The sequence below is a fragment of the Cupriavidus mimosae genome (assembly GCF_023952485.1).
Classification (GTDB): Bacteria; Pseudomonadota; Gammaproteobacteria; order Burkholderiales; family Burkholderiaceae; genus Cupriavidus; species Cupriavidus taiwanensis_C.
This window is the reverse complement of sequence record NZ_JALHRY010000022.1, coordinates 1-18,614: the sequence shown is the minus strand read 5'-3', so window position 1 is coordinate 18,614 and position 18,614 is coordinate 1. Positions and strand designations below refer to the sequence as shown.

15 protein-coding genes and 1 pseudogene are annotated in these 18,614 nt (G+C 65.8%); all 16 read left to right on the top strand.

Translation table 11 applies throughout. The annotated features are described in order from the left end of the window. Window positions 1–20 precede the first annotated feature (20 nt). On the top strand, window positions 21–2,000 hold the full coding sequence (locus MKD50_RS27590; RefSeq protein ID WP_252669561.1) for a DUF1302 domain-containing protein: 1,980 nt from the start codon (window positions 21–23) through the stop codon (window positions 1,998–2,000). Continuing rightward, window positions 2,000–4,378 carry an efflux RND transporter permease subunit gene (locus tag MKD50_RS27585; RefSeq protein WP_252669559.1) on the top strand — a complete coding sequence of 793 codons (2,379 nt, stop codon included), beginning with the start codon at window positions 2,000–2,002 and terminating at the stop codon, window positions 4,376–4,378. The genes MKD50_RS27590 and MKD50_RS27585 overlap by 1 nt, the downstream gene beginning before the upstream one ends. Before the next feature lie 9 nt (window positions 4,379–4,387). Then, window positions 4,388–5,383, top strand: coding sequence for a WD40/YVTN/BNR-like repeat-containing protein (locus MKD50_RS27580; protein ID WP_240987416.1), 996 nt, complete (start codon window positions 4,388–4,390; stop codon window positions 5,381–5,383). Window positions 5,384–5,462: 79 nt separating this feature from the next. Continuing rightward, window positions 5,463–6,593 (top strand): saccharopine dehydrogenase family protein, encoded by a 1,131-nt coding sequence (locus MKD50_RS27575; RefSeq protein ID WP_115699207.1) that lies wholly within the window; start codon window positions 5,463–5,465, stop codon window positions 6,591–6,593. Window positions 6,594–6,698: 105 nt separating this feature from the next. Next, window positions 6,699–8,255, top strand: coding sequence for an AMP-binding protein (locus MKD50_RS27570; protein WP_115699206.1), 1,557 nt, complete (start codon window positions 6,699–6,701; stop codon window positions 8,253–8,255). 25 nt (window positions 8,256–8,280) lie between these two features. Beyond that, complete coding sequence (locus tag MKD50_RS27565; RefSeq protein WP_115699205.1) at window positions 8,281–9,522, top strand: thiolase family protein; 1,242 nt, start codon at window positions 8,281–8,283, stop codon at window positions 9,520–9,522. 11 nt (window positions 9,523–9,533) lie between these two features. After that, window positions 9,534–10,883, top strand: a complete 1,350-nt coding sequence (locus MKD50_RS27560) for an NAD(P)/FAD-dependent oxidoreductase (protein ID WP_115699204.1) — start codon at window positions 9,534–9,536, stop codon at window positions 10,881–10,883. 168 nt (window positions 10,884–11,051) lie between these two features. Continuing rightward, entirely contained in the window at window positions 11,052–11,738 is a 687-nt protein-coding gene (locus tag MKD50_RS27555) for a TetR/AcrR family transcriptional regulator (RefSeq protein WP_115699203.1), read from the top strand. Between the two features lie 167 nt (window positions 11,739–11,905). Next, entirely contained in the window at window positions 11,906–13,195 is a 1,290-nt protein-coding gene (locus tag MKD50_RS27550; RefSeq protein ID WP_252669557.1) for an acyl-CoA dehydrogenase family protein, read from the top strand. Between the two features lie 87 nt (window positions 13,196–13,282). Then, window positions 13,283–13,411 (top strand): hypothetical protein, encoded by a 129-nt coding sequence (locus tag MKD50_RS30680; protein WP_256503905.1) that lies wholly within the window; start codon window positions 13,283–13,285, stop codon window positions 13,409–13,411. 263 nt (window positions 13,412–13,674) lie between these two features. Beyond that, window positions 13,675–15,126 (top strand): flavin monoamine oxidase family protein, encoded by a 1,452-nt coding sequence (locus MKD50_RS27545; RefSeq protein ID WP_252669555.1) that lies wholly within the window; start codon window positions 13,675–13,677, stop codon window positions 15,124–15,126. 9 nt (window positions 15,127–15,135) lie between these two features. Continuing rightward, entirely contained in the window at window positions 15,136–15,795 is a 660-nt protein-coding gene (locus MKD50_RS27540) for a c-type cytochrome (protein WP_115699199.1), read from the top strand. Between the two features lie 37 nt (window positions 15,796–15,832). Further along, window positions 15,833–16,501 (top strand): hypothetical protein, encoded by a 669-nt coding sequence (locus tag MKD50_RS27535; protein WP_115699198.1) that lies wholly within the window; start codon window positions 15,833–15,835, stop codon window positions 16,499–16,501. Between the two features lie 14 nt (window positions 16,502–16,515). Then, complete coding sequence (locus MKD50_RS27530) at window positions 16,516–17,592, top strand: phosphotransferase (RefSeq protein WP_115702359.1); 1,077 nt, start codon at window positions 16,516–16,518, stop codon at window positions 17,590–17,592. 28 nt (window positions 17,593–17,620) lie between these two features. After that, complete coding sequence (locus tag MKD50_RS27525) at window positions 17,621–18,400, top strand: SDR family NAD(P)-dependent oxidoreductase (RefSeq protein ID WP_115699197.1); 780 nt, start codon at window positions 17,621–17,623, stop codon at window positions 18,398–18,400. Window positions 18,401–18,416: 16 nt separating this feature from the next. After that, window positions 18,417–18,614: pseudogene (locus MKD50_RS27520) on the top strand (NAD(P)(+) transhydrogenase (Re/Si-specific) subunit alpha); the annotation flags it as partial.

The window sequence follows — 18,614 nt, the reverse complement described above, 5'->3', positions numbered from 1 at the left end:
GGGAACACGGGGAGGCCATCATGAAACTGCGTGATCACGCGGGACCGGTTGTCGGGGCGATCGGCAGGGCGAGTGCGAATGCAAGCAGGTGTGCAAGTGCAAGGAAACTGGACCGGAAGCTGGTCTGCACCGCGATCGCCGGTGTGCTGGCCGGGGCCAATGCAGGAGCGGTCCACGCCGCGCAATGGACGCTCGACAACGGCTGGCAGGTCGCCTTCGATTCGACGGTGTCGTTCGGCGTGGCGGTGCGCACGTCGAAGACGAACTGCAGCTTCGTCGGCAATGACAACGGCGGTTGCGTCGGCGACGCGCCGACGCCGCTGCAGCAAAGCAACCCGGCTGCGTTCTCGTCGAGCCTGGACGTGCTGCGCGTGAACCAGGACGACGGCAACCTGAACTACAAGCGCTGGCAGCCGGTCTCCGCCAATGCGCAGTGGACCAGCGACCTGTACGTCAAGGCTTCAGACGGCTGGAGCGGGCTGCTGCGCGGTGTCATCAATTACGACTTCGCGGTCGACCATACCCGGCGCAGCGACCTCGACCCGTCGGCGCGCAACTTTGCCACCAGCAACCCGCGCCTGCTCGACGCCTACGTGACCAAGGAGTTCGAGGTCGGCGACCAGCAGGCACGCGTGCGCGTCGGCAACCAGGTGCTGAGCTGGGGTGAGAACCTATACATCCCGGGCGGCGTGAACTCGATCAACCCGATCTACCTGCCGTCGGCGCACCAGCCCGGCACGCCGCTGAAGAACCTGTTCATCCCGTCGCCGATGGTTTCGGCCAGTTCGTCGCTGGGTCCGGACCTGGGCATCGAAGCCTTCTACCAGTGGAGGTGGAACAGCTTCGTGTTCGATGCACCCGGGACGTTCTTCTCGACCAGCGACTTCGTCGGCAGTGGTGGGCGCGGCCTCTATATCCCGACCTCGACGGTCAATGCGGCGCTGGGCGCCGCGGGCTTGCCGCCGTTTCCGCGCGCCACCATCGGCGACAACGGCACCCGGATCGTTGGCATCAATCCCGCCACCGGCTTGCCCTACAACCGCCGCCTGAGCGCGGGCGAGCTGGCTGACCCCGGCGCCAACCCGGTGGGGCCGCTGCTTGGCGCCGGCACGTTCATCCCGCGCGGCCCGGACAACAAGCCGACCAATGCCGGGCAGGGCGGGCTCGCGCTGCGCTACAAGTTCCCTGATAGCGGCAACGAACTCGGCTTCTACTACCAGCACTACAGCGACAAGGTGCCGTTCGTCAGCTACCAGGTGGGCACCACCACGGCCAATCCCTTCGGCTGGCAGGCGTCGCTCGACTACGGCAAGAACCGCGACCTGTTCGGCCTGTCGTACAACTTCCAGGCGGGCGAATGGGTGATCGGCACGGAGCTTTCCTATCGGCCAAGCGATGGCGTCGCGATCGATCCCACCGCGGTGATCGATCCGGGCAACCCGTACTACTGCAATGCGCTGGCCGATTTCACCGTGAAGCCGGTCGGCAGCAGCTGCAAGGGCTGGGTCGACACGCAGCACTACCAGCTGCACCTGACCGGCATCCACATCATGTCGCCATCGGGATCGTTCGGCTGGCTGCTGCGCGCGCTGGGCGCCAGCGAGGGCACGCTCACCGCTGAGGGTGCGCTGGCGTACTACCCGAAGCTGAAACTCAACGCCGGCATCCCGTATGCGGTCACCGCCGACTACAAGCTGCCGACGAAGCTTTCGGCGGGCATGGTGCTGGCGGCGTCGGTGACCTATCCCAACATCTTCGGCACGCGTGCGTCGCTGTCGCCGGATATCGCCGTGATGCAGGGCATCGGTGGCTATTCGGCAACGGCGCTGCCGGGCTTCATCCAGGGCGCGGGCGCCGCGGTGATCGGCGCGACCATCGACTTCAAGACCAAGCCGGAAACCAGGCTGCGCCTGGACTACACCCACAACTGGGGCGGTAGCGGCAGCAACCTGCTGCGCGACCGCGACTTCTTTTCCCTCAGCATGACCACCGCCTTCTGATGCTTGCACGCCTGTTAACCCGTCTAGAAGGTGCCCTGTTCGGGCATCGCCTTCCCTTCCTGCTGCTGCTGGCGGGCTTCACGGCCGTCATGGGCGTGCTGGGGGCGAAGCTCGAGCTCGAAGCCGGCTTCGAAAAGCAGCTGCCGCAGGGCCATGAGTACATCAAGACCTTCGAGCAGTACCGCCACCAGCTGTTTGGCGCCAACCGGCTGACCATCGCCGTCCATGCCCGCGACGGCGACATCTGGAACGCGCAGGCGCTGACCCAGGCGCTCAAGGTAACCGAAGCCGTCACCTACCTGCCCGGCGTGGACCGGGCGAGCGTGACTTCGCTGTGGACGCCGAACGTCTTCTTCACCGAGATCACCGAGGACGGTTTCCGCGCCGAGGCGGTGACCGGCGGAGACGTCGTGCCGGAGAAGCTGTCCGCCGAGGTGATCGGCATGGTCCGCCAGCGTACTACCGCCGGCGGCCATATCGGCACGCTGGTCGCGCGCGACCAGACCAGCGCGCTGATCACAGCCGAGCTTGGTGATGTCGACCCGTCCACCGGCAGGAAGCTCGACTATATCCAGTTCAACCGCTTGCTGGAGGAGAAGATCCGGCGACCGTTCGAGAATGACAAGCTCGAGATCCAGATCATCGGGTTTGCCAAGCAGACCGGCGACATCGCCGACCGCGCGGCGGACGTGGCACGCTTCTTCGCCATCGCCTTCCTGCTCACCGGGCTTGCCGTGTACTGGTACTGCCGCTCGATCCGTCTGACGCTGCTGCCGCTCGCGTGCTCGCTGGTGTCGCTGGTCTGGCAGTTCGGCACGCTGCGCCTGCTCGGATACGGGCTTGACCCGCTGGCGATCCTGGTGCCGTTCCTGGTGTTCGCCATCGGCGTCTCGCACGGTATCCAGCAGATCAACTTCATCGTGCGTGAAGTTGCGCAGGGAACCGATTCCGCCATGGCCGCGCGGCGCAGCTTCACGGGCCTGCTGATTCCCGGCTCGCTTGCGCTGATCACCGCATTGGTCAGCTTCGTCACGCTGCTCCTGATCCCGATTCCGATGATCCGCGAGCTGGCGCTGACCGCGGCGATCGGGGTGGGCTACAAGATCGTCACCAACCTCATGATGCTGCCGGTGGCCGCGTCGTACTTCCGCTTTTCACCGGAGTTCGCGCGCCGGTCCCTGGCCCGGCGTGAGCGCCATAACGTGTGGCTGGAAGCCATCGCCCGCATCGCGCGGCCGCGCAACGCCGCGATGGTGACGCTTGCCGGTGCGGTGGTCTTCGGCCTGGCGGTATGGCAGAGCCAGGGGCGCCACATCGGCAGCCTGCAGGCGGGCGCGCCGGAACTGAGCGCGGACTCGCGCTACAACCTCGACGTGGCGGCGATCGTCGACCGCTTCGACGTGGGCCTGGACTGGCTGACCGTCGTGTTCGAGGCGAGACCGGAGCACAAGGGTGAAGTCTGTTCGCGCGCCGACGAGCTGCTGTTCATCGACGACTTTGCCTGGCGCATGGGCAGCGTGCCCGGGGTCGTGTCGACCGACTCGCTGGCCGCGCAGCTCAAGCTCTACAACGTCGGCATGAACGAGGGCAGCCCCAAGATGGCGACCGTGACGCGCGACCCGCGCGGCCTCGGCTCGCAGTTCCAGGGCGTGAACAACCGCATCGCCGGCCTGTCGTCGATCGACTGCCGCGTGCAGGGCGTCAACCTCTACCTGCCGGACCACCGCGCCACGACGATCAAGAGCGTGGTGGAGGCGGTGAAGGATTTCCGCGACGCCAACTGGATCGACGGCGTGCACGTGCGCCTGGCGAGCGGCAACGCGGGCGTGCAGGCCGCCACCAACGAGGTGCTGGAGGCAAGCGAGCTGCCGATGATGCTCTACGTCTACGCCGCCATCCTGATCCTGGTGTTCCTGGTCTATCGCGACTGGCGCGCGATGATCGCCTGCTGCTTGCCGCTGACCGTCGCGACGTGGATCGGCTACTGGTTCATGAAGCAGCTGGAGATCGGCCTGACCGTCGCGACGCTGCCGGTGATGGTGCTCGCGGTCGGCGTCGGCGTGGACTACGCCTTCTACATCTACAACCGCCTGCAGGTGCAGCTTGCGCACGGCCTGGAGTTCACCCGGGCACTCGAGCTGGCGATGAAGGAGACCGGGCTTGCCACCGTGTTCACCGCCATCACGCTGTCGGTCGGCGTGGCCACGTGGACGTTCTCGAGCCTCAAGTTCCAGGCCGACATGGGCGCGCTGCTGACCTTCATGTTCATCGTGAACATGGTGATGGCCATCACGCTGCTGCCCGCCTTCGCGGCGATGCTCGAGAAATTCTTCCCGCGGCGGGGACCGGTGTACATGCCGGAAATTCTGAAGCACTAGGACACAACGATGAGCCACCTTTTGATGAGCCCGCTCCGATACTTGCCCTTTGCCGCGCTCATGGCATGCCTGTCGTTGCCGGCAGCAGCCGCCGGGGCCACGGCACCCGCGCCCTGGCCGGCCATGGAACGGGCCCGGCAGGTTTCGAACGCGGCCACTGCGCCGCTGCTGGCAGCCGCGCGCGCCGGGAAGCGCGTCGTCGCGGTCGGCGACCACGGCGTGGTCCTGCTGTCCGATGACGGCGTCAGCTTCCGGCAGGCGAAAACCGTTCCGGTCCGTACGCTGCTGACCACGGTCCAGTTCATCGACGCCCGCCACGGCTACGCGGCGGGCCACGATGGCGTGGTGCTGGCCACGCAGGACGGCGGCGAGACCTGGACCTTGCTGCGCGCCACGCCCGGCGTCGAGCAGCCGATTCTGGCGATGCACTTCGACAGCCTCAAGCATGGCATCGCCGTAGGCCTGTACGGTTGGGCGATCGAGACACACGACGCAGGCCGGACCTGGACCGACCTGGCGATCGCGTCAGGCGAAAGCGCCGACCGGCATCTGCTGCACATGTTCGCTACCGCCCGCGGCTCGCTGTTCGTCGTCGGCGAGGGCGGGACGATTTACCGCTCAACCGACCGGGGCAAGTCATGGGAAGCCACGACCACCGCAGGCAAGGGCTCGCTCTGGCACGGCCTTGCGCTCTCGGACGGCACGCTGCTCGTCTGTGGCATGCGCGGTCACCTCTATCGCAGCAGCGATGACGGCAAGACGTGGCAAGCCGTCGACGCGCATACAACCCAGTCGCTGACGGGGGTCGCGGAGCTCGCCGACGGCAGCGTGACCATCGTCGGCATGGGCGGCACCGTGCTCGCGAGCACGGACCACGGCAAGACCTTTGCGCGCACGGAGCGCGCCGGGCAAGAGGCGCTGACAGCGGTGCTTGCTGACGGCGCGCGCGCGCTGGTGGTGTCGATGACCGGCCCCTTACCGGCGTCCGGCCCGGCGCAGCGATAGACCTTCGCGCACAGGCGGCACTGCAACACCTTCATTCACCGAGCAGAACCAACCTGCCCATCCTCTCAAGGAGACAATCATGGCAAAACACCCCGTCGTCATCTATGGCGCAAGCGGCTACACCGGCATGCTGATCATGGACTGGCTGATCGATCAGAACATTCCCTTCACCGCCGTCGCGCGCAATGCGGGCCGGACCAGGGAAATGATGGCGCAGCGTGTCGTCCGCCTCGAAGCGGCGGAGTACGAGATCATCGAGGCGGAGCACGACGTCGACTCGCTCGTCAAGGCCTTCCGTGGCGCCAAGGTGGTGTGCAGCACGGTCGGACCGTTCTTCCGCTTCGGCATGGTAGCGGTCGAGGCGGCGCTCAAGGCCGGATGCCACTACCTGGACCCGGCCGGCGAGCAGCACTACATCCGCCAGGTCCGCGACGAGTTCGGCGAGCAGTATCGCCAGGCCGGGCTGCTGGTGTCCCCGTCGAACGCCTACATGTACACGTTCTCGGAAATCGCGGCCGAGCTCGCGTTGGAGACGCCGGGCGTTGACGCGCTCGAGACCGCCGCGCTGTGCCGCGGCCCGCGCGGCGGCGCCGGGGTCAGCGTCGGCTCGACCGCGACCATCTTCGAAGGCTACCGACAGGAAGCGTGCTTCCTGTGGGAAAAGAAGCTGGAGCGCCATGCGCCTGACGCGTCGTTCAACATCGTCGACCCGGCGTTCATGCAGCCGGTGTTCTGCCTGCCGTGGGGCGGCACCTCGCTGCCGGTCTATTTCGAGAACGATCCGCGCGTGCGTAGCTGTACCTCGTGCGTGGGCTTCTACGACAACAACGCCATGCGCATGGTGCATGCGATCGGCCAGAAGTGGGAGTCCGAATACAAGCACCTGCCGCCCGAGCAGCAGGATGCGGTGCTCAAGCAACTGGTCGATTCAACCACGCCGGCCATGCCGCCGCGCGAACGCACCACGCTGCAGCGCACGGTGGACTTTGCCATCGGTCGCGGGCAGCTCGCCTCGGTGCGCGCGACCGTGCACGGCATCACGCCCTACATCGCCACGGGCGCGATCCAGGCTGCCGAGGTCATCAAGCTGCTTGACGGCGACACGGCACGCGTCGGCTTTGCGTCGGGCTCGAAGGCCTTCGGCCATCGCTACCTGCTCGGTTTCCTCGAGCAGCGTGGGCTGGCCCGCGCGACGGTGTCCAACCTGTAACTTGCCGGTTCGGCGCTATTCCTTGCCCGCCTCAGGGCAGGGAATGGCTTAAAAAAAAACTTCACAGAATTCGTCAGAACACGCAGAGAGTGAGGAAAGCCTGAGATGGCAATCATTGATTTTTTTGACCGCGGCCTGCGCATCAATCCGCACGGCATCGCCTATATCCAGGACGAGCGCAGCTTTACGTTCCGGGAGATCGGCGACCTGTCGTGCCGCATCGCCAACGGGCTGCTCGCTGAAGGGCTCGCCAGGGAGACCAAGGGCGCGGTCTGGGCGGACAACGATGTCACGGCCTGGGGCTGTGCGCTGGGGCTATGGCGCGCGGGGATGGCGTATATCCCCGTCAACGGGCGCAATGCGCCCGACGAGAACCAGTTCATCCTCGATGCCTTCGACTGCGAGGTGCTGTTCTTCCAGCAGGCGTTCGCACCGGTGATCGATGCGTTGCGTGGCGGGCTGCCGAAGGTGAAGCTCTGGGTGTGCATCGACGCCGACCTGCCTTGGGCGCCGTCGCTTGCGACGTGGAGCGCGGGCCAGCCGTCGAGCGCACCGGTGGTCGACTACGACATGGACGATGTCGTGACCCTGTCGGCCACGGGCGGCACCACGGGCCGGCCCAAGGGCGTGATGAACACGCACCGCGCCTACCAGACCTATTTCGCGCAGTTCATGACGGCGTTCCCCTACCAGGGCGAGGAGCGCCCCGTGAACCTCGCCGCGGCGCCGATGACGCATACGGCCGGGATGCTGTCGCTGCCTTGCACCGCGCGGGGCGGCACCGTGGTGGTCCTGCCCAAGCCCGATCCCGCGGCCGTGCTGGGCGCGATTGCGCGGCACCGGGTGACGGAGTTCTTCCTGCCGCCCACTGTCATCTATCGTCTGCTCGACATCCCCGGCATCTCGAAGCAGGACTTCTCCTCGCTCAAGTGCTTCCTTTATGGCGCCGCGCCGATGTCGGTCGAGAAGCTGAAGCGCGCGATCGAAGTGTTTGGCCCGGTCATGGCGGGCGGCTATGGCCAGACCGAGGCGCCGGCGTCGATCTCCTACCTGACGCCGGCCGAGCATTTCGTCGGCGGACGGCTGGCATCGGACGAGCGGCTGTCCTCGGTTGGCCGGCCGAACCCGCTGATTCGCGTCGAGATCCTGAACGACCGTGGCGAGGTGCTGCCCCAGGGCGAGAGCGGCGAGATCTGCGTGCGCGGGGACCTCGTCATGAAGGGTTACTACAAGGCGCCCGACAAGACGGCCGAGACCATTGTCCACGGCTGGCTGCACACCGGCGACATCGGCCATCTCGACGCGGACGGCTATCTGCATATCACCGACCGCAAGAAGGACATGATCATCAGCGGCGGCTTCAATGTCTATCCGAGCGAAGTCGAGCAGGTCATCTGGGCGCATCCGGCGGTGCAGGACTGCGCGGTGATCGGCGTGCCCGACGACACCTGGGGCGAGGCGGTGAAGGCGGTGGTGGAGCTGAACGCGGGCCACAACGTCAGTGCGGACGAACTGGTCGGCCTGTGCAAGCAGAAGCTAGGCTCGGTGAAGGCGCCCAAGAGCGTGGACTTCGTCGCCGCGCTGCCGCGCAGCCCGGTCGGCAAAGTCCTGAAGAAAGACCTGCGCGAGCAATACTGGCAAGGCCTGCAACGCAAGATCTGATCGGGTTTTCGGGGAACGACAAGCTATGAGCAATATCTACATCGCCGGCATCGCCATGACCGTATTCGGCCGGCATCCCGAGCGCAGCATCGAGGACCTTGCCGGCGAGGCGCTGCGCGGCGCGCTGGCGGACGCCGGCTGCACCGCCGGCGCCATCGGCGCGGCGTTCTACTCCGGCATCACCAACGGCGCGCTGCAGGGCCAGTTGTCGGTTCCTGGACAAGTCGTCTTCAGTAAGACCGGGATCGAGGGCATTCCGGTGTTCAACGTCGAGAACGCCTGCGCCTCGGGCAGCACCGCCGTTCACCTGGCGGTGCAGCACCTCAGGGCCGGGGCGTGCGACGTGGCGCTGGCCATCGGCGCCGAGAAGATGAACGTTCCGGACAAGGCCAGGTCATTTGCGCTGTTCGAAGGGGGGTGGGACGTGTCACGCGTCGAAGAGAACTTCGCGACGCTGGCAACGCTGGGCGAAGGGATCGAGCCACCGCCCGGATCGGAGTCCGACAAGCCCTACAGCCGTTTCATGAAGATCTATGCCGCGCTGTGCCGGTATCACATGAAGACCTACGGCACCACACAGCGCCAGATCGCGGCTGTGTCGGCGAAGAACCACGGGCATTCGGTGCATAACCCGCACTCGCAGTTCCGCCGGCCGTTCACGATCGACGAGGTGCTTGCCGCGCCTCCGATCACGTATCCGATCACGCTGCCGATGTGCGCGCCGGTCTCGGACGGCGCGGCGGCCGCCATTGTTTGCACCGAGGCAGGCCTGCGGCGCATCGGCGCGGACCGCGGCCGATGCATCCGGGTCGCGGCGAGCGTGATTCGCAGCTTCACGCACCGGCCCATCGATGCGCCGGAACGCAACATCGGCTACCTGGCCGCGCGCCAGGCGTATGAACAGGCCGGCCTGGGCCCGCAGGACATGCACGTCGCGGAAGTCCACGACGCCTCGGCGATGGGTGAAATCATCCAGGCCGAGAACCTCGGCCTGGTGCCAATCGGCGAGGGCGGGCCGGCTGCCGAGCGCGGCGAGTTCACGCTGGGCGGACGGATCCCCATCAACACCTCGGGCGGGCTCGAATCCAAGGGCCATCCCTTGGGCGCGACCGGCATTGGCCAGCTCTATGAACTGGTCACCCAGTTGCGCGGGGAAGCCGGCGTGCGGCAGGTGCAGGGCGCGCGTCACGCGATCCAGGAGAACGGCGGGGGCTTGCAGGGCGTCGAAGAAGCGGCGCTCGCCGTCCATATCCTGAGCAAGGATTGAAGGAGACAGGCATGACTGGGTTCGACAGGCAGGGCCGGCCGGTGTATCGCCCGCTCGGCGGCTGGGTGGAGGCGCCGGATGACCTGCAGCCGGAACTGGAGGGCGAGGCGGCCGCGGACGTGATCGTTGTCGGCGCCGGCTTTGCCGGGCTGTCCACCGCGCTGGAGCTGGCTGCGCGCGGCGCAAAGGTGATCGTCCTTGAGCGCGACTTTGCCGGCTTTGGCGCGAGTGGTCGCAACGCCGGCTATCTCGCGGGCGGGCAAGGGCTTGAGTACGATCTGTTCCTCAGGCGCATGGGACACGCGCAGGCGAAGCAGATCGTCCGCTTCTACGATGACGGCGTGGATTACGTGGAGCGAAGGCTTGCCGAACTCGGGATCGATTGCGACTACAACGCCTCGGGCATCATCCGTGCGGGGGTTCATCCTTCGCAGGAGAAGAAGCTGCGCAAGAGCCTGCGGACCGGCGTGGCACTCGGCTCGCCTGGGGAGTTCCTTGACTACGCCGCGATGCGCGCGCGCGGCATACCGCCGGCATTCCTGTTCGGTTGCTACCTGCCAGGCGGTGGCACGCTCGATCCGGGCAAGTACGTGATGGGACTGCGCCGCGCGGCGCTGCGTGCCGGGGTGAGGATCTGCGAGAACACGAAGGTGCTGTCCTGGGCCGACGGCCCCACCGTCACGGTGCAGACCGAACGGGGCCGCGCGCTTGCGCCATTCCTGGTTCTTGCCACCAATGCCTATACGCCGCAGCTGGGCCTGCTGGGCAACAAGGTGATGCCGCTGCGGGTGTCGGCGCTCGAGACCGAGCCGCTGTCCGCGGCACAACTGGCGTCGCTCGGCTGGCCACGGCGCGAGGGTATCGTGACGGCGCACTGGACCATGGAAAGCCATCGCCTGACCGCGCGCAACACGCTTGTGACAACGACGAAGCGGCTGCACTACGTCTACGGCAGGCAGACGCCGAATGTGCCGGACGAGGCAGCCTATCGGGCGCTGGCGAACGGGCTGCACCAGCGGCTTCCGATGCTGGGAGACCTTGCCATCCGGTCATGCTGGAGCGGCTATATCAGTTTCGCCTACGACGCGCTGCCCGTGGTCGGCGAAGCCGGCGAACAGCGCAACATTCTCTATGCCGCCGGCTGTTCAGGGCACGGCGTCGGCACCCAGTCGCTGATGGGACTGCTGCTGGCCGAGCGGATTTGCGGCACGGAGAATACGCTGCTTGCGGCGCTGCGCCACAAGACGCCGTCAACGCTGCCCGAACCGCTGCAGTGGTGCGCTGTCAATTCCGCGCTGGGCGTAGCCAATATGCTGGACGACCGGGTGAACCGCAAGGTGAGGGAAGCCGCGCTCCGGTAGGGTGCGGCGGCATGCCATTTCACTGCTATCTTCAAGGGAGGGAAGCGCCGCCGAAGAGCCTCTGGCGCCATGCGCCCCGACGGGCGTCAGCTATAATGACGCCCGCCCAGCGACCCGCTGGCGCGATCCTTTCCCAGTGCCGAAAGGCCCTGATTCAAGGCAGAAGAGATGACAGTGCCTACGGAACAGCGCACCACCAGGAAGCGGCGCACAGCGACGGCAGCGTCCGCCGGAGCAGATCCCGAAGGGCTGCGGGCCCAGGGCCTGCGCACGCGCAATGCCATCCTCCGCGTGGCCAGGAAGCTTTTGCTGGAAGGCGGCAGCCTGGAATTCTCGCTGCGCGCCGTGGCCCTTGGCGCGGGTATCAGCATCAGCAATCTCCAGTACTACTTTCCGACCAGGCAGGCGGTGCTGCGCGCCATCATGGCGCCGATCATCGACGCCTATCTCGAAGACCTGAAGCGCGCGCTGGACAGCCGCCTGTCGCCGCGCGAGGCGCTCGACGCGCTGCTGGAAAAGGCACTTGCCGACGCGAGGAACGTCAAGGATTCGGCGTTGTGGTGGCATTTCGTTTCGCTCGCCTCCACCGATCCCGAGTGCGCGCGCATGTTCGACGAGTGGTATGACACGCTTACCCGCGGCATTGCGGAACTGGTGCGTGCCGTGAATCCACAGCTAAAGACCGCCGATAGCCTGCACGCAGCCTCGCTGCTGATCGCGCTGGCCGATGGTCTCGCGTTGCAGCTTGGCGCCGGGCGCCGCAAGCGCGCCTACCCGGGCGGGCTCGATGAGGTATTTCGTGCGACGGTCAATCATATCGTGCTGGGGGAGAGATCGACCGAAGAGGCCAGCTAGCGATCACTCCATCGTTGCAGGATGCGGAGAAGACAGGGATTACCCTGCCTTTTTTTATGTCCTCATGTTTGGCAACATGACCTATGTTTTGTATCATGTTCTAAAAGATGAGCGGCCGGTCCGGAAATCATGCGGGTCGCTTGTGTCCACGAAGAAAGGAGACAGAGATGATTCGACTGAACAAGACCGCGGCGTTGCCGGCAGTCGGCCTGACCGGTTTCGAGACGCCGTTGAGCGAAGAGGAAAACGCGATCCAGCAGACCGTCCATCGCTTTGCGCGCGATGTCCTGCGGCCGGTTGGCAAGGAGCTTGACCGCATGACGCCGGAGGAGGTCATCGCTCCCGGATCGCCATACTGGGCGGCAATGATGGAAAGCGCGAAGCTGGGGCTCGACCCGCGGCTGATCGCGCAGTTTCCGCCTGAGGTTGCCGTTCGCATCGAATCGCTGATCGGTGAGGAGCTCGGGTGGGGCGATGCCGGCCTGGCCGTCTCGCTGGGCGCCGCGACCATGCCGCTGACGATGGCGCAATCGCTCGGCAACCAGGAACTGGTCGAGATGTGTGCGGGCAAGATCGGCTGCTGGATGAATACACAGCCCGACCGCGGTTCCGATGCCGCGATCCTGTACCGCGAGGAACTGAGCGCCGGCGGCAAGCAGCCGGTGGGCAACGTCACCGCAAAGGTCGGTGCCGATGAGATCATCATCAACGGCCAGAGCTCGGCCTGGGTGTCGAACGGATCGGTGGCGCAGGTCGCGCTGGCCTACATGGCGGCAGACTACGGCGACGGCTTCCATGGCACTGGGGAGCAGGGCGGGTTCACCAACGGCATCGGCCTGATCCTGCCGCTCGACCTGCCGGGAATTTCGCGCGGCAAGCCGCTGGACAAGATCGGCCAGCGTTCGCTGCCGCAAGGCGAGATCTATTTCGACAACGTCAGGGTGCCGAAGCGCTTCGCCATTGCGCTGCAGGAAGACTACCTTGGCAACCTGGCCTCGACCTGGTCGTTCGCGGGCACCCATATGTGCCAGGTCTTCGTCGGCGTGGCGCGCGCGGCCTTCGAACTGGCGCTGGCCTATTGCCACGAGCGCAAGCAGGGTGGGGCGCTGCTGATGGACCACCAGATGACGCATCTGCGCGTGGGCGAGATGCTGCGCCGGCTGGAGATGGCGCGGGCCATCGCGCGCCGCAGCCTGGCGTTCGCGCGCCTGTCGCCGCAGAGCCATCCATACGCGACCGCGCAGGCCAAGGTCAGCGTGACCGAAGAGGCGATGAAGATCACGCACGAGGCCTTCCAGCTCTTCGGCGCCAACGGCACCACGCGCGAGTTCCCGATCGAGAAGCTCTTCCGCGATGTGCGCTCCGCGCTGATCGAGGATGGCGAGAACTACGTCCTCGCCTCGCGCCTGGGCGTGCTGGCTGGAAGGCTTTACCAGAACGGCTGGGCGCACGAGTAAGCGTCCGGGCAGGCGCCGCACGCCGGCCGTCACCACGGTCGGCCCGGGCGCACCAGACCAAGCAGCTCTTTGCAGTGAGAAGCAATCATGACCACATGTTCCAGCGCAAGCGCAGCCGCATGGGGGCGGCAGCCCGGCTCCAGCGAACTGCTCCACCGGATCCGCGCCTCGGTCGCACGCATTCGCATGGATGGCGCCAACGGCGCCGGCATCTAACGCCGGCTGTCGAGCCTGCTGCGGCACGCGCTCGCGGCGGGCTCGCCATTCGAGATCGCGCTGGTCCTCGGGAGCGCGGCAGAGCTCATGTTGTTCCCGGAAGCGGAAGTCCTGGAGCAATGCACGGCCGCCGTGAAAAAGGCTGATCAACAGGCACTGCGCGGGCTGGTCTGGGCTGTCAGGCACAGAAGCATGAGAGGCGGGAAGGACGCGCGCAGGTTCACGCTCGACCCGCAATGAGGCACTGGAAACAGCGAAACACCATGGTGAAGCATTCAATCAATACGCAGCGCAGGCAACTGCTCAAGCTGGCAGGTGTTTCGACTGCCGCAGGCAGTATCGGACTGAGCCCAGGGCTGGCACATGCCGGCAAGCCGGGAGACGTCGTCGATGTGGCCATTGTCGGCGCGGGCCTGGCGGGACTGACGGCAGCGCGGGACCTTGGCCATGCCGGCTGCGAGTCGTTCGTCGTGCTCGAGGCGCGCAGCCGTGTTGGCGGGCGCACCCTAAACTACGACGTGGGTTCGGGCCAGGTGTCCGAGGTTGGCGGCCAGTGGATCGGCCCCGGCCAGACCGCCGTGGCCGATCTTGCGCGTGAACTGGATGTCGGCACATTTCCGAGCTACTACAAGGGCAACACCGTCATCCTCGGTGGCGACGGCCGCCTGGAGATGGACCTCAAGGGCACGTTCGGCAGCGACGAGGCGATCGGGAACAAGCTTAGCAAGCTCTCGCGCGAAGTCCCCGCCGGCGCGCCGTGGAAGTCACCGAAGGCGGCCGAGCTGGACCAGCTCTCGGTCGGCGAGTGGCTGGCCAAGCAGAACATCAAGCCGGAGGATCGCACTGGATGGAATGCGAGCATCGCGCTCTCCGGCGGCGTGATGCCGGCCAAGATGGGAATGCTGCATTTCCTCTCGATGATCAATTCGGCCGCCTGCGATTACATGCAGCTCGACAGCATCAAGCATAGCGCGCAGGAAACGCGCTTCGTCGGCGGCTCGCAAATCCTTAGCACCAGGATGGCACAGGCATTGGGCAGGAAGGTGCGCATGTCGAGCCCGGTCCGACGGATTTCGGGCTGGGACCGCGACGTCGTCACGCTGCACACGGACCATGGCGAGGTGCGCGCCCGGCAGGTCATCATGGCCCTGAGCCCACCCTTGTGCCAGCAGATTCAGTTCGATCCGCCGCTGCCGGCAACGCGTGCCGCGCTGCAACGGGCCTGGCCCGCGCACTCGCCGGCGCGGAAGACGGCCATGGTCTATTCCCGGCCGTTCTGGCGCGACAAGGGTTTGAACGGACACATCTTCCAGGTGAACGGGCCCATCCTGTGGGCTTTCGACAACTCGCCGCCCGAGGGAGAGATCGGCGTCATCAACGCCTTTATCTCGAACGCGCAGGTCCCGTCGGAACACAAGGCCGCGCAGCAATTCCTGACGGCGCTGTACGCCCGTGCCTTTGGCCGCGAAGCCCTGTCCCCGGTGTCTTACCACGATCACGACTGGGGCCGCGCCGATCCATGGACGATCACCTGCGTCTCCGCGATCCCGCCGGGCTTCTGGAGCGCCCACGGCGCGGCCTTGCGCCCACCGTGCGGGAAGCTGATCTGGTCCGGCACCGAGACGGCCGAGATCTGGGCCGGCTACATGGACGGCGCCGTGCGATCGGGTCACCAGGCCGCGCTCCAGGCGCTCAACGCGCTGCGTCGCGCTTAGGAGGCAGAGATGAAGAAACGGATATTGCTGGGCGCCGCCGGCGCCATCGTTGCCGGGTTGCTGGCCTGGTTCGGGCCCGACCTGCTCGGACTCTATCGGCTTGATCGCTACATCTCGGCGTCCGCGGCGGCCTACGAGACCAATAACGGACCTTGGCCACACGTGACCGACGCCTGCATCGCGTGCCACGGCGTCAGGGGCAATTCTGCGCATCAGGGCTATCCAAGCCTGGCAGGGCAACCGGCGCCATACCTGGCGGCCCAGCTCCACAAGTTCGCCAGCGGCGAGCGGCCTGAGCCGATCATGGGGCCGCTGGCCATGACCATGAGCGAGACCGAGATCAACAACCTGGCCGATCACTTTGCCCGGCAACCTGCCGTCGACAACCGGACCTTCACGCCGGATGCCGTCTTGCGGGAAAAGGGCAGGCAACTGGTGGCACAGGGCAATTGCGCCGCTTGCCACGGTGGGCAACTGATGGGACGCGAGCAATTCCCGCGCCTCGCCGGGCAAGGCTATGACTACCTGCTTGCGCAGTTCGACGCGTTTGCCAATGGCGCTCGCAGCGATCCCACGGGAATGATGAAGCGCATAGCCACGGCAGCGTCAGCGCAGGACCGCAAGGCGATGGCGACCTACCTCGCGAGCCTTGCTCCGCAGAAGAAGTGATGGATTTCCCGCTGGATAACGTATTTCTGGAGTCGTGATGGAACTAAGCTTGTTCATTCTCTGTTTCTCGCTGGCCACACTGATGGCGACATCGTCGATCTTTGGCCTGAAGTTCCTTGGCAAACGCAACTACCTTCTCGGTTTCGAGTGGCTGGTCGTGACGTTCTCGGCATCGAACGCCCTGCTCTATTTTCTGGGCGGTGTGCAGATCTCCTATCGCATTTCGTTCTTCCTGGATGCGTTCTCACGGGGCTTCGGTATCCCGGTGATCGCCACCGCCGGCCTGATGGCCGTCACGCATCGCTACAAGCCGTCGATCCTGTCGGATGTCCTGTTCTTTGCCGCCGCCATGGCGGCAACGGCGGTGCTGGTGTCGGCCGACTTCATGGCGCAGCCCAGGCCGTACTTCTACGTAGCGATGTGGTCCGCATTCTCGGTGTATCTGGCCTATTTCACCTGGAGATTGCTGAGCGCCGGCGAGGGCCTGCATGCATTCGGCGTACTGGTGGTCCTGCTGACATCGCAGGCCATCGCCACCATCTACGACTTCTACAAGATTCCCGGCGACGACGAACACGCCATTTTCTATATTCTCGCGTGCCTCACGTGGTCGCTTATGTGCGTCGTGATGTATTACGCCTATGGTGCGCTGGAGCGCGCGCAGAAGAAGGAGGCATCGCTGTCGGCGATGCTGGCGGCCCGATGAACAAGACGGCCCAAATGAGCATGGACTTTTCCGCGTTCGCCGGCACGCGGCCGGTGACGGAAGCCATCGGGTTCGATCCCGCTGCGCTACAGGCGTGGATGGCCCGGCAGGTGGAGGGCTTCGCCGGCCCGCTGACCATCGAGCAGTTCAACGGCGGCCAGTCCAATCCCACCTTCAAGCTGGTCACGCCGGGCCAGGCCTACGTCATGCGCGCCAAGCCCGGGCCGCGGGCAAGGCTGCTGCCGTCGGCGCATGCCATCGAGCGTGAGTTCCGTGTCATGGCCGCCCTTGCCGGCACCGATGTGCCGGTGGCGAGGACTTATGCCATGTGCGAGGACGAGACCGTGATCGGCCGCGCCTTCTACATCATGGAGCATGTCGAAGGACGCGTGCTGTGGGACCCGTCGCTGCCCGGCATGGCCCCGCACGAGCGCGCGGCCATCTACGACGAGATGAACCGGGTCATCGCTGCGCTGCACAGCGTCGACTACAACGCTGTCGGCCTTGGCGACTACGGCAAGCAAGGCAACTATTTTTCGCGACAGATCGAGCGGTGGAGCAGGCAGTACAAGTCTTCCCAGACCGAATCCATCCCGGCGATGGATGCGCTGATGTCATGCCTGCCCCAGCACATCCCGCACGAAGCGGAGGAGCAGGTCTGCATCGTTCACGGTGATTACCGGCTCGACAACCTCATCTTCCATCCGACCGAGCCTCGTGTCCTTGCGCTGCTCGACTGGGAACTCTCGACCCTCGGCCATCCGATGGCGGACTTCAGCTATCACTGCATGAGCTGGCATATCGAACCGGGCCCGCTCCGGGGCATGGCAGGCGTCCACGCCGCCAGCCTGGGTATCCCGGACGAGGCGGCCTATCGGCGTGCCTATGAGCAACGTACCGGACGCAAGATTGCGCAGGGCTGGCACTTCTACCTCGCCTTTAGCATGTTTCGCACCGCGGGCATCCTGCAAGGCATCATGAAGCGGGCGTCGGATGGCACCGCGACTTCCACGCGTGCGCTCGAAACCGGGAAGCTGGCCAGGCCGGTCGCGGCAATGGCCTGGAAGCATCTGCAAATGCATTCGCGCTGACCGGCACTTCTTCCAACATCACAGCATCATGGCGAATTCAACACCGACCCCTATCGCGCAGCCCGGCCTTGCCGGATTCCTGGACTTCACCGGCAAGACGGTGCTGGTGGTGGGAGGCTCCAGCGGCATCGGCAACGGCATTGCCCAGGCATTCCGGCAACTCGGCGCAGAGGTCCACGCCTGGGGCACGCGTGCCCGCGCGGCGGACTACAGCGCCGACGACGGCTCTGATCTCTCCGGTTTGCATTATGCGCAGGTAGATGTCTCCGACCAGGCCGCCATCCACGCTGTGCAGCCTGCCTTCCAGCGCCTGGATGCGCTGGTGCTGTCACAGGGCACCATCCTGTACAAGCGGGCCGAGTTCGAAATGGAAGCCTTTGACCGGGTCCTGAGCGTTAACCTGTCCAGCGTGATGGCGTGCGCGGTAAAGTTCCGGCCAATGCTCCGCGAGAGCCAGGGTTCCCTGGTTACGCTGAGCTCGATCGCGGGCTTCCGGTCCGTGCGCGGAAACCCGGCCTACGCCGCATCCAAGTCAGGCGTGGTGGGTCTGACCCGCACGCTGGGCGAAGCCTGGGCAGCCGAAGGTATTCGCGTCAACGGCATTGCCCCGGGACTGGTCGATACCAAGCTCACCAAGGTCACCACGGCTTCGCCGGCGCGGCTCGATGCAACGCTTTCGCGCGTGCCCCTGGGCCGCATGGGCTTGCCACACGAGATCGCCGGAGTCGCCGTTTTCCTGGCCTCGCCGTTGGCCTCCTATATGGTTGGTGAGACGCTGCTTGTCGACGGCGGGCTGACGCTGGCCTGACACAAGGGAATCGAATATGCAAATTGGTATTCCACGGGAAACACTCCACGGCGAGACTCGCGTCGCCGCCACTCCGGAGACCGTCAAGAAATACGTCGCCCAGGGCCACAAGGTGGTGATTCAGGCCGGCGCCGGCCTGGGCGCCAGCCAGCCCGACGGCGCGTATGAGGCGGTCGGCGCCACCATCGGCAGCGCCGCCGACGCGCTCGGCGCA

Bases quoted from the DNA above. Each gene is read 5' to 3' on its own strand.
- MKD50_RS27565 (WP_115699205.1), top strand. From the start codon at position 8,281: ATGAGCAATATCTACATCGCCGGCATCGCCATGACCGTATTCGGCCGG.
- MKD50_RS27555 (WP_115699203.1), top strand. From the start codon at position 11,052: ATGACAGTGCCTACGGAACAGCGCACCACCAGGAAGCGGCGCACAGCG.
- MKD50_RS27535 (WP_115699198.1), top strand. From the start codon at position 15,833: ATGGAACTAAGCTTGTTCATTCTCTGTTTCTCGCTGGCCACACTGATG.
- MKD50_RS27560 (WP_115699204.1), top strand. From the start codon at position 9,534: ATGACTGGGTTCGACAGGCAGGGCCGGCCGGTGTATCGCCCGCTCGGC.
- MKD50_RS27590 (WP_252669561.1), top strand. From the start codon at position 21: ATGAAACTGCGTGATCACGCGGGACCGGTTGTCGGGGCGATCGGCAGG.
- MKD50_RS27570 (WP_115699206.1), top strand. From the start codon at position 6,699: ATGGCAATCATTGATTTTTTTGACCGCGGCCTGCGCATCAATCCGCAC.
- MKD50_RS30680 (WP_256503905.1), top strand. From the start codon at position 13,283: ATGACCACATGTTCCAGCGCAAGCGCAGCCGCATGGGGGCGGCAGCCC.
- MKD50_RS27540 (WP_115699199.1), top strand. From the start codon at position 15,136: ATGAAGAAACGGATATTGCTGGGCGCCGCCGGCGCCATCGTTGCCGGG.
- MKD50_RS27525 (WP_115699197.1), top strand. From the start codon at position 17,621: ATGGCGAATTCAACACCGACCCCTATCGCGCAGCCCGGCCTTGCCGGA.
- MKD50_RS27545 (WP_252669555.1), top strand. From the start codon at position 13,675: ATGGTGAAGCATTCAATCAATACGCAGCGCAGGCAACTGCTCAAGCTG.
- MKD50_RS27580 (WP_240987416.1), top strand. From the start codon at position 4,388: ATGAGCCACCTTTTGATGAGCCCGCTCCGATACTTGCCCTTTGCCGCG.
- MKD50_RS27575 (WP_115699207.1), top strand. From the start codon at position 5,463: ATGGCAAAACACCCCGTCGTCATCTATGGCGCAAGCGGCTACACCGGC.
- MKD50_RS27585 (WP_252669559.1), top strand. From the start codon at position 2,000: ATGCTTGCACGCCTGTTAACCCGTCTAGAAGGTGCCCTGTTCGGGCAT.
- MKD50_RS27530 (WP_115702359.1), top strand. From the start codon at position 16,516: ATGAGCATGGACTTTTCCGCGTTCGCCGGCACGCGGCCGGTGACGGAA.
- MKD50_RS27550 (WP_252669557.1), top strand. From the start codon at position 11,906: ATGATTCGACTGAACAAGACCGCGGCGTTGCCGGCAGTCGGCCTGACC.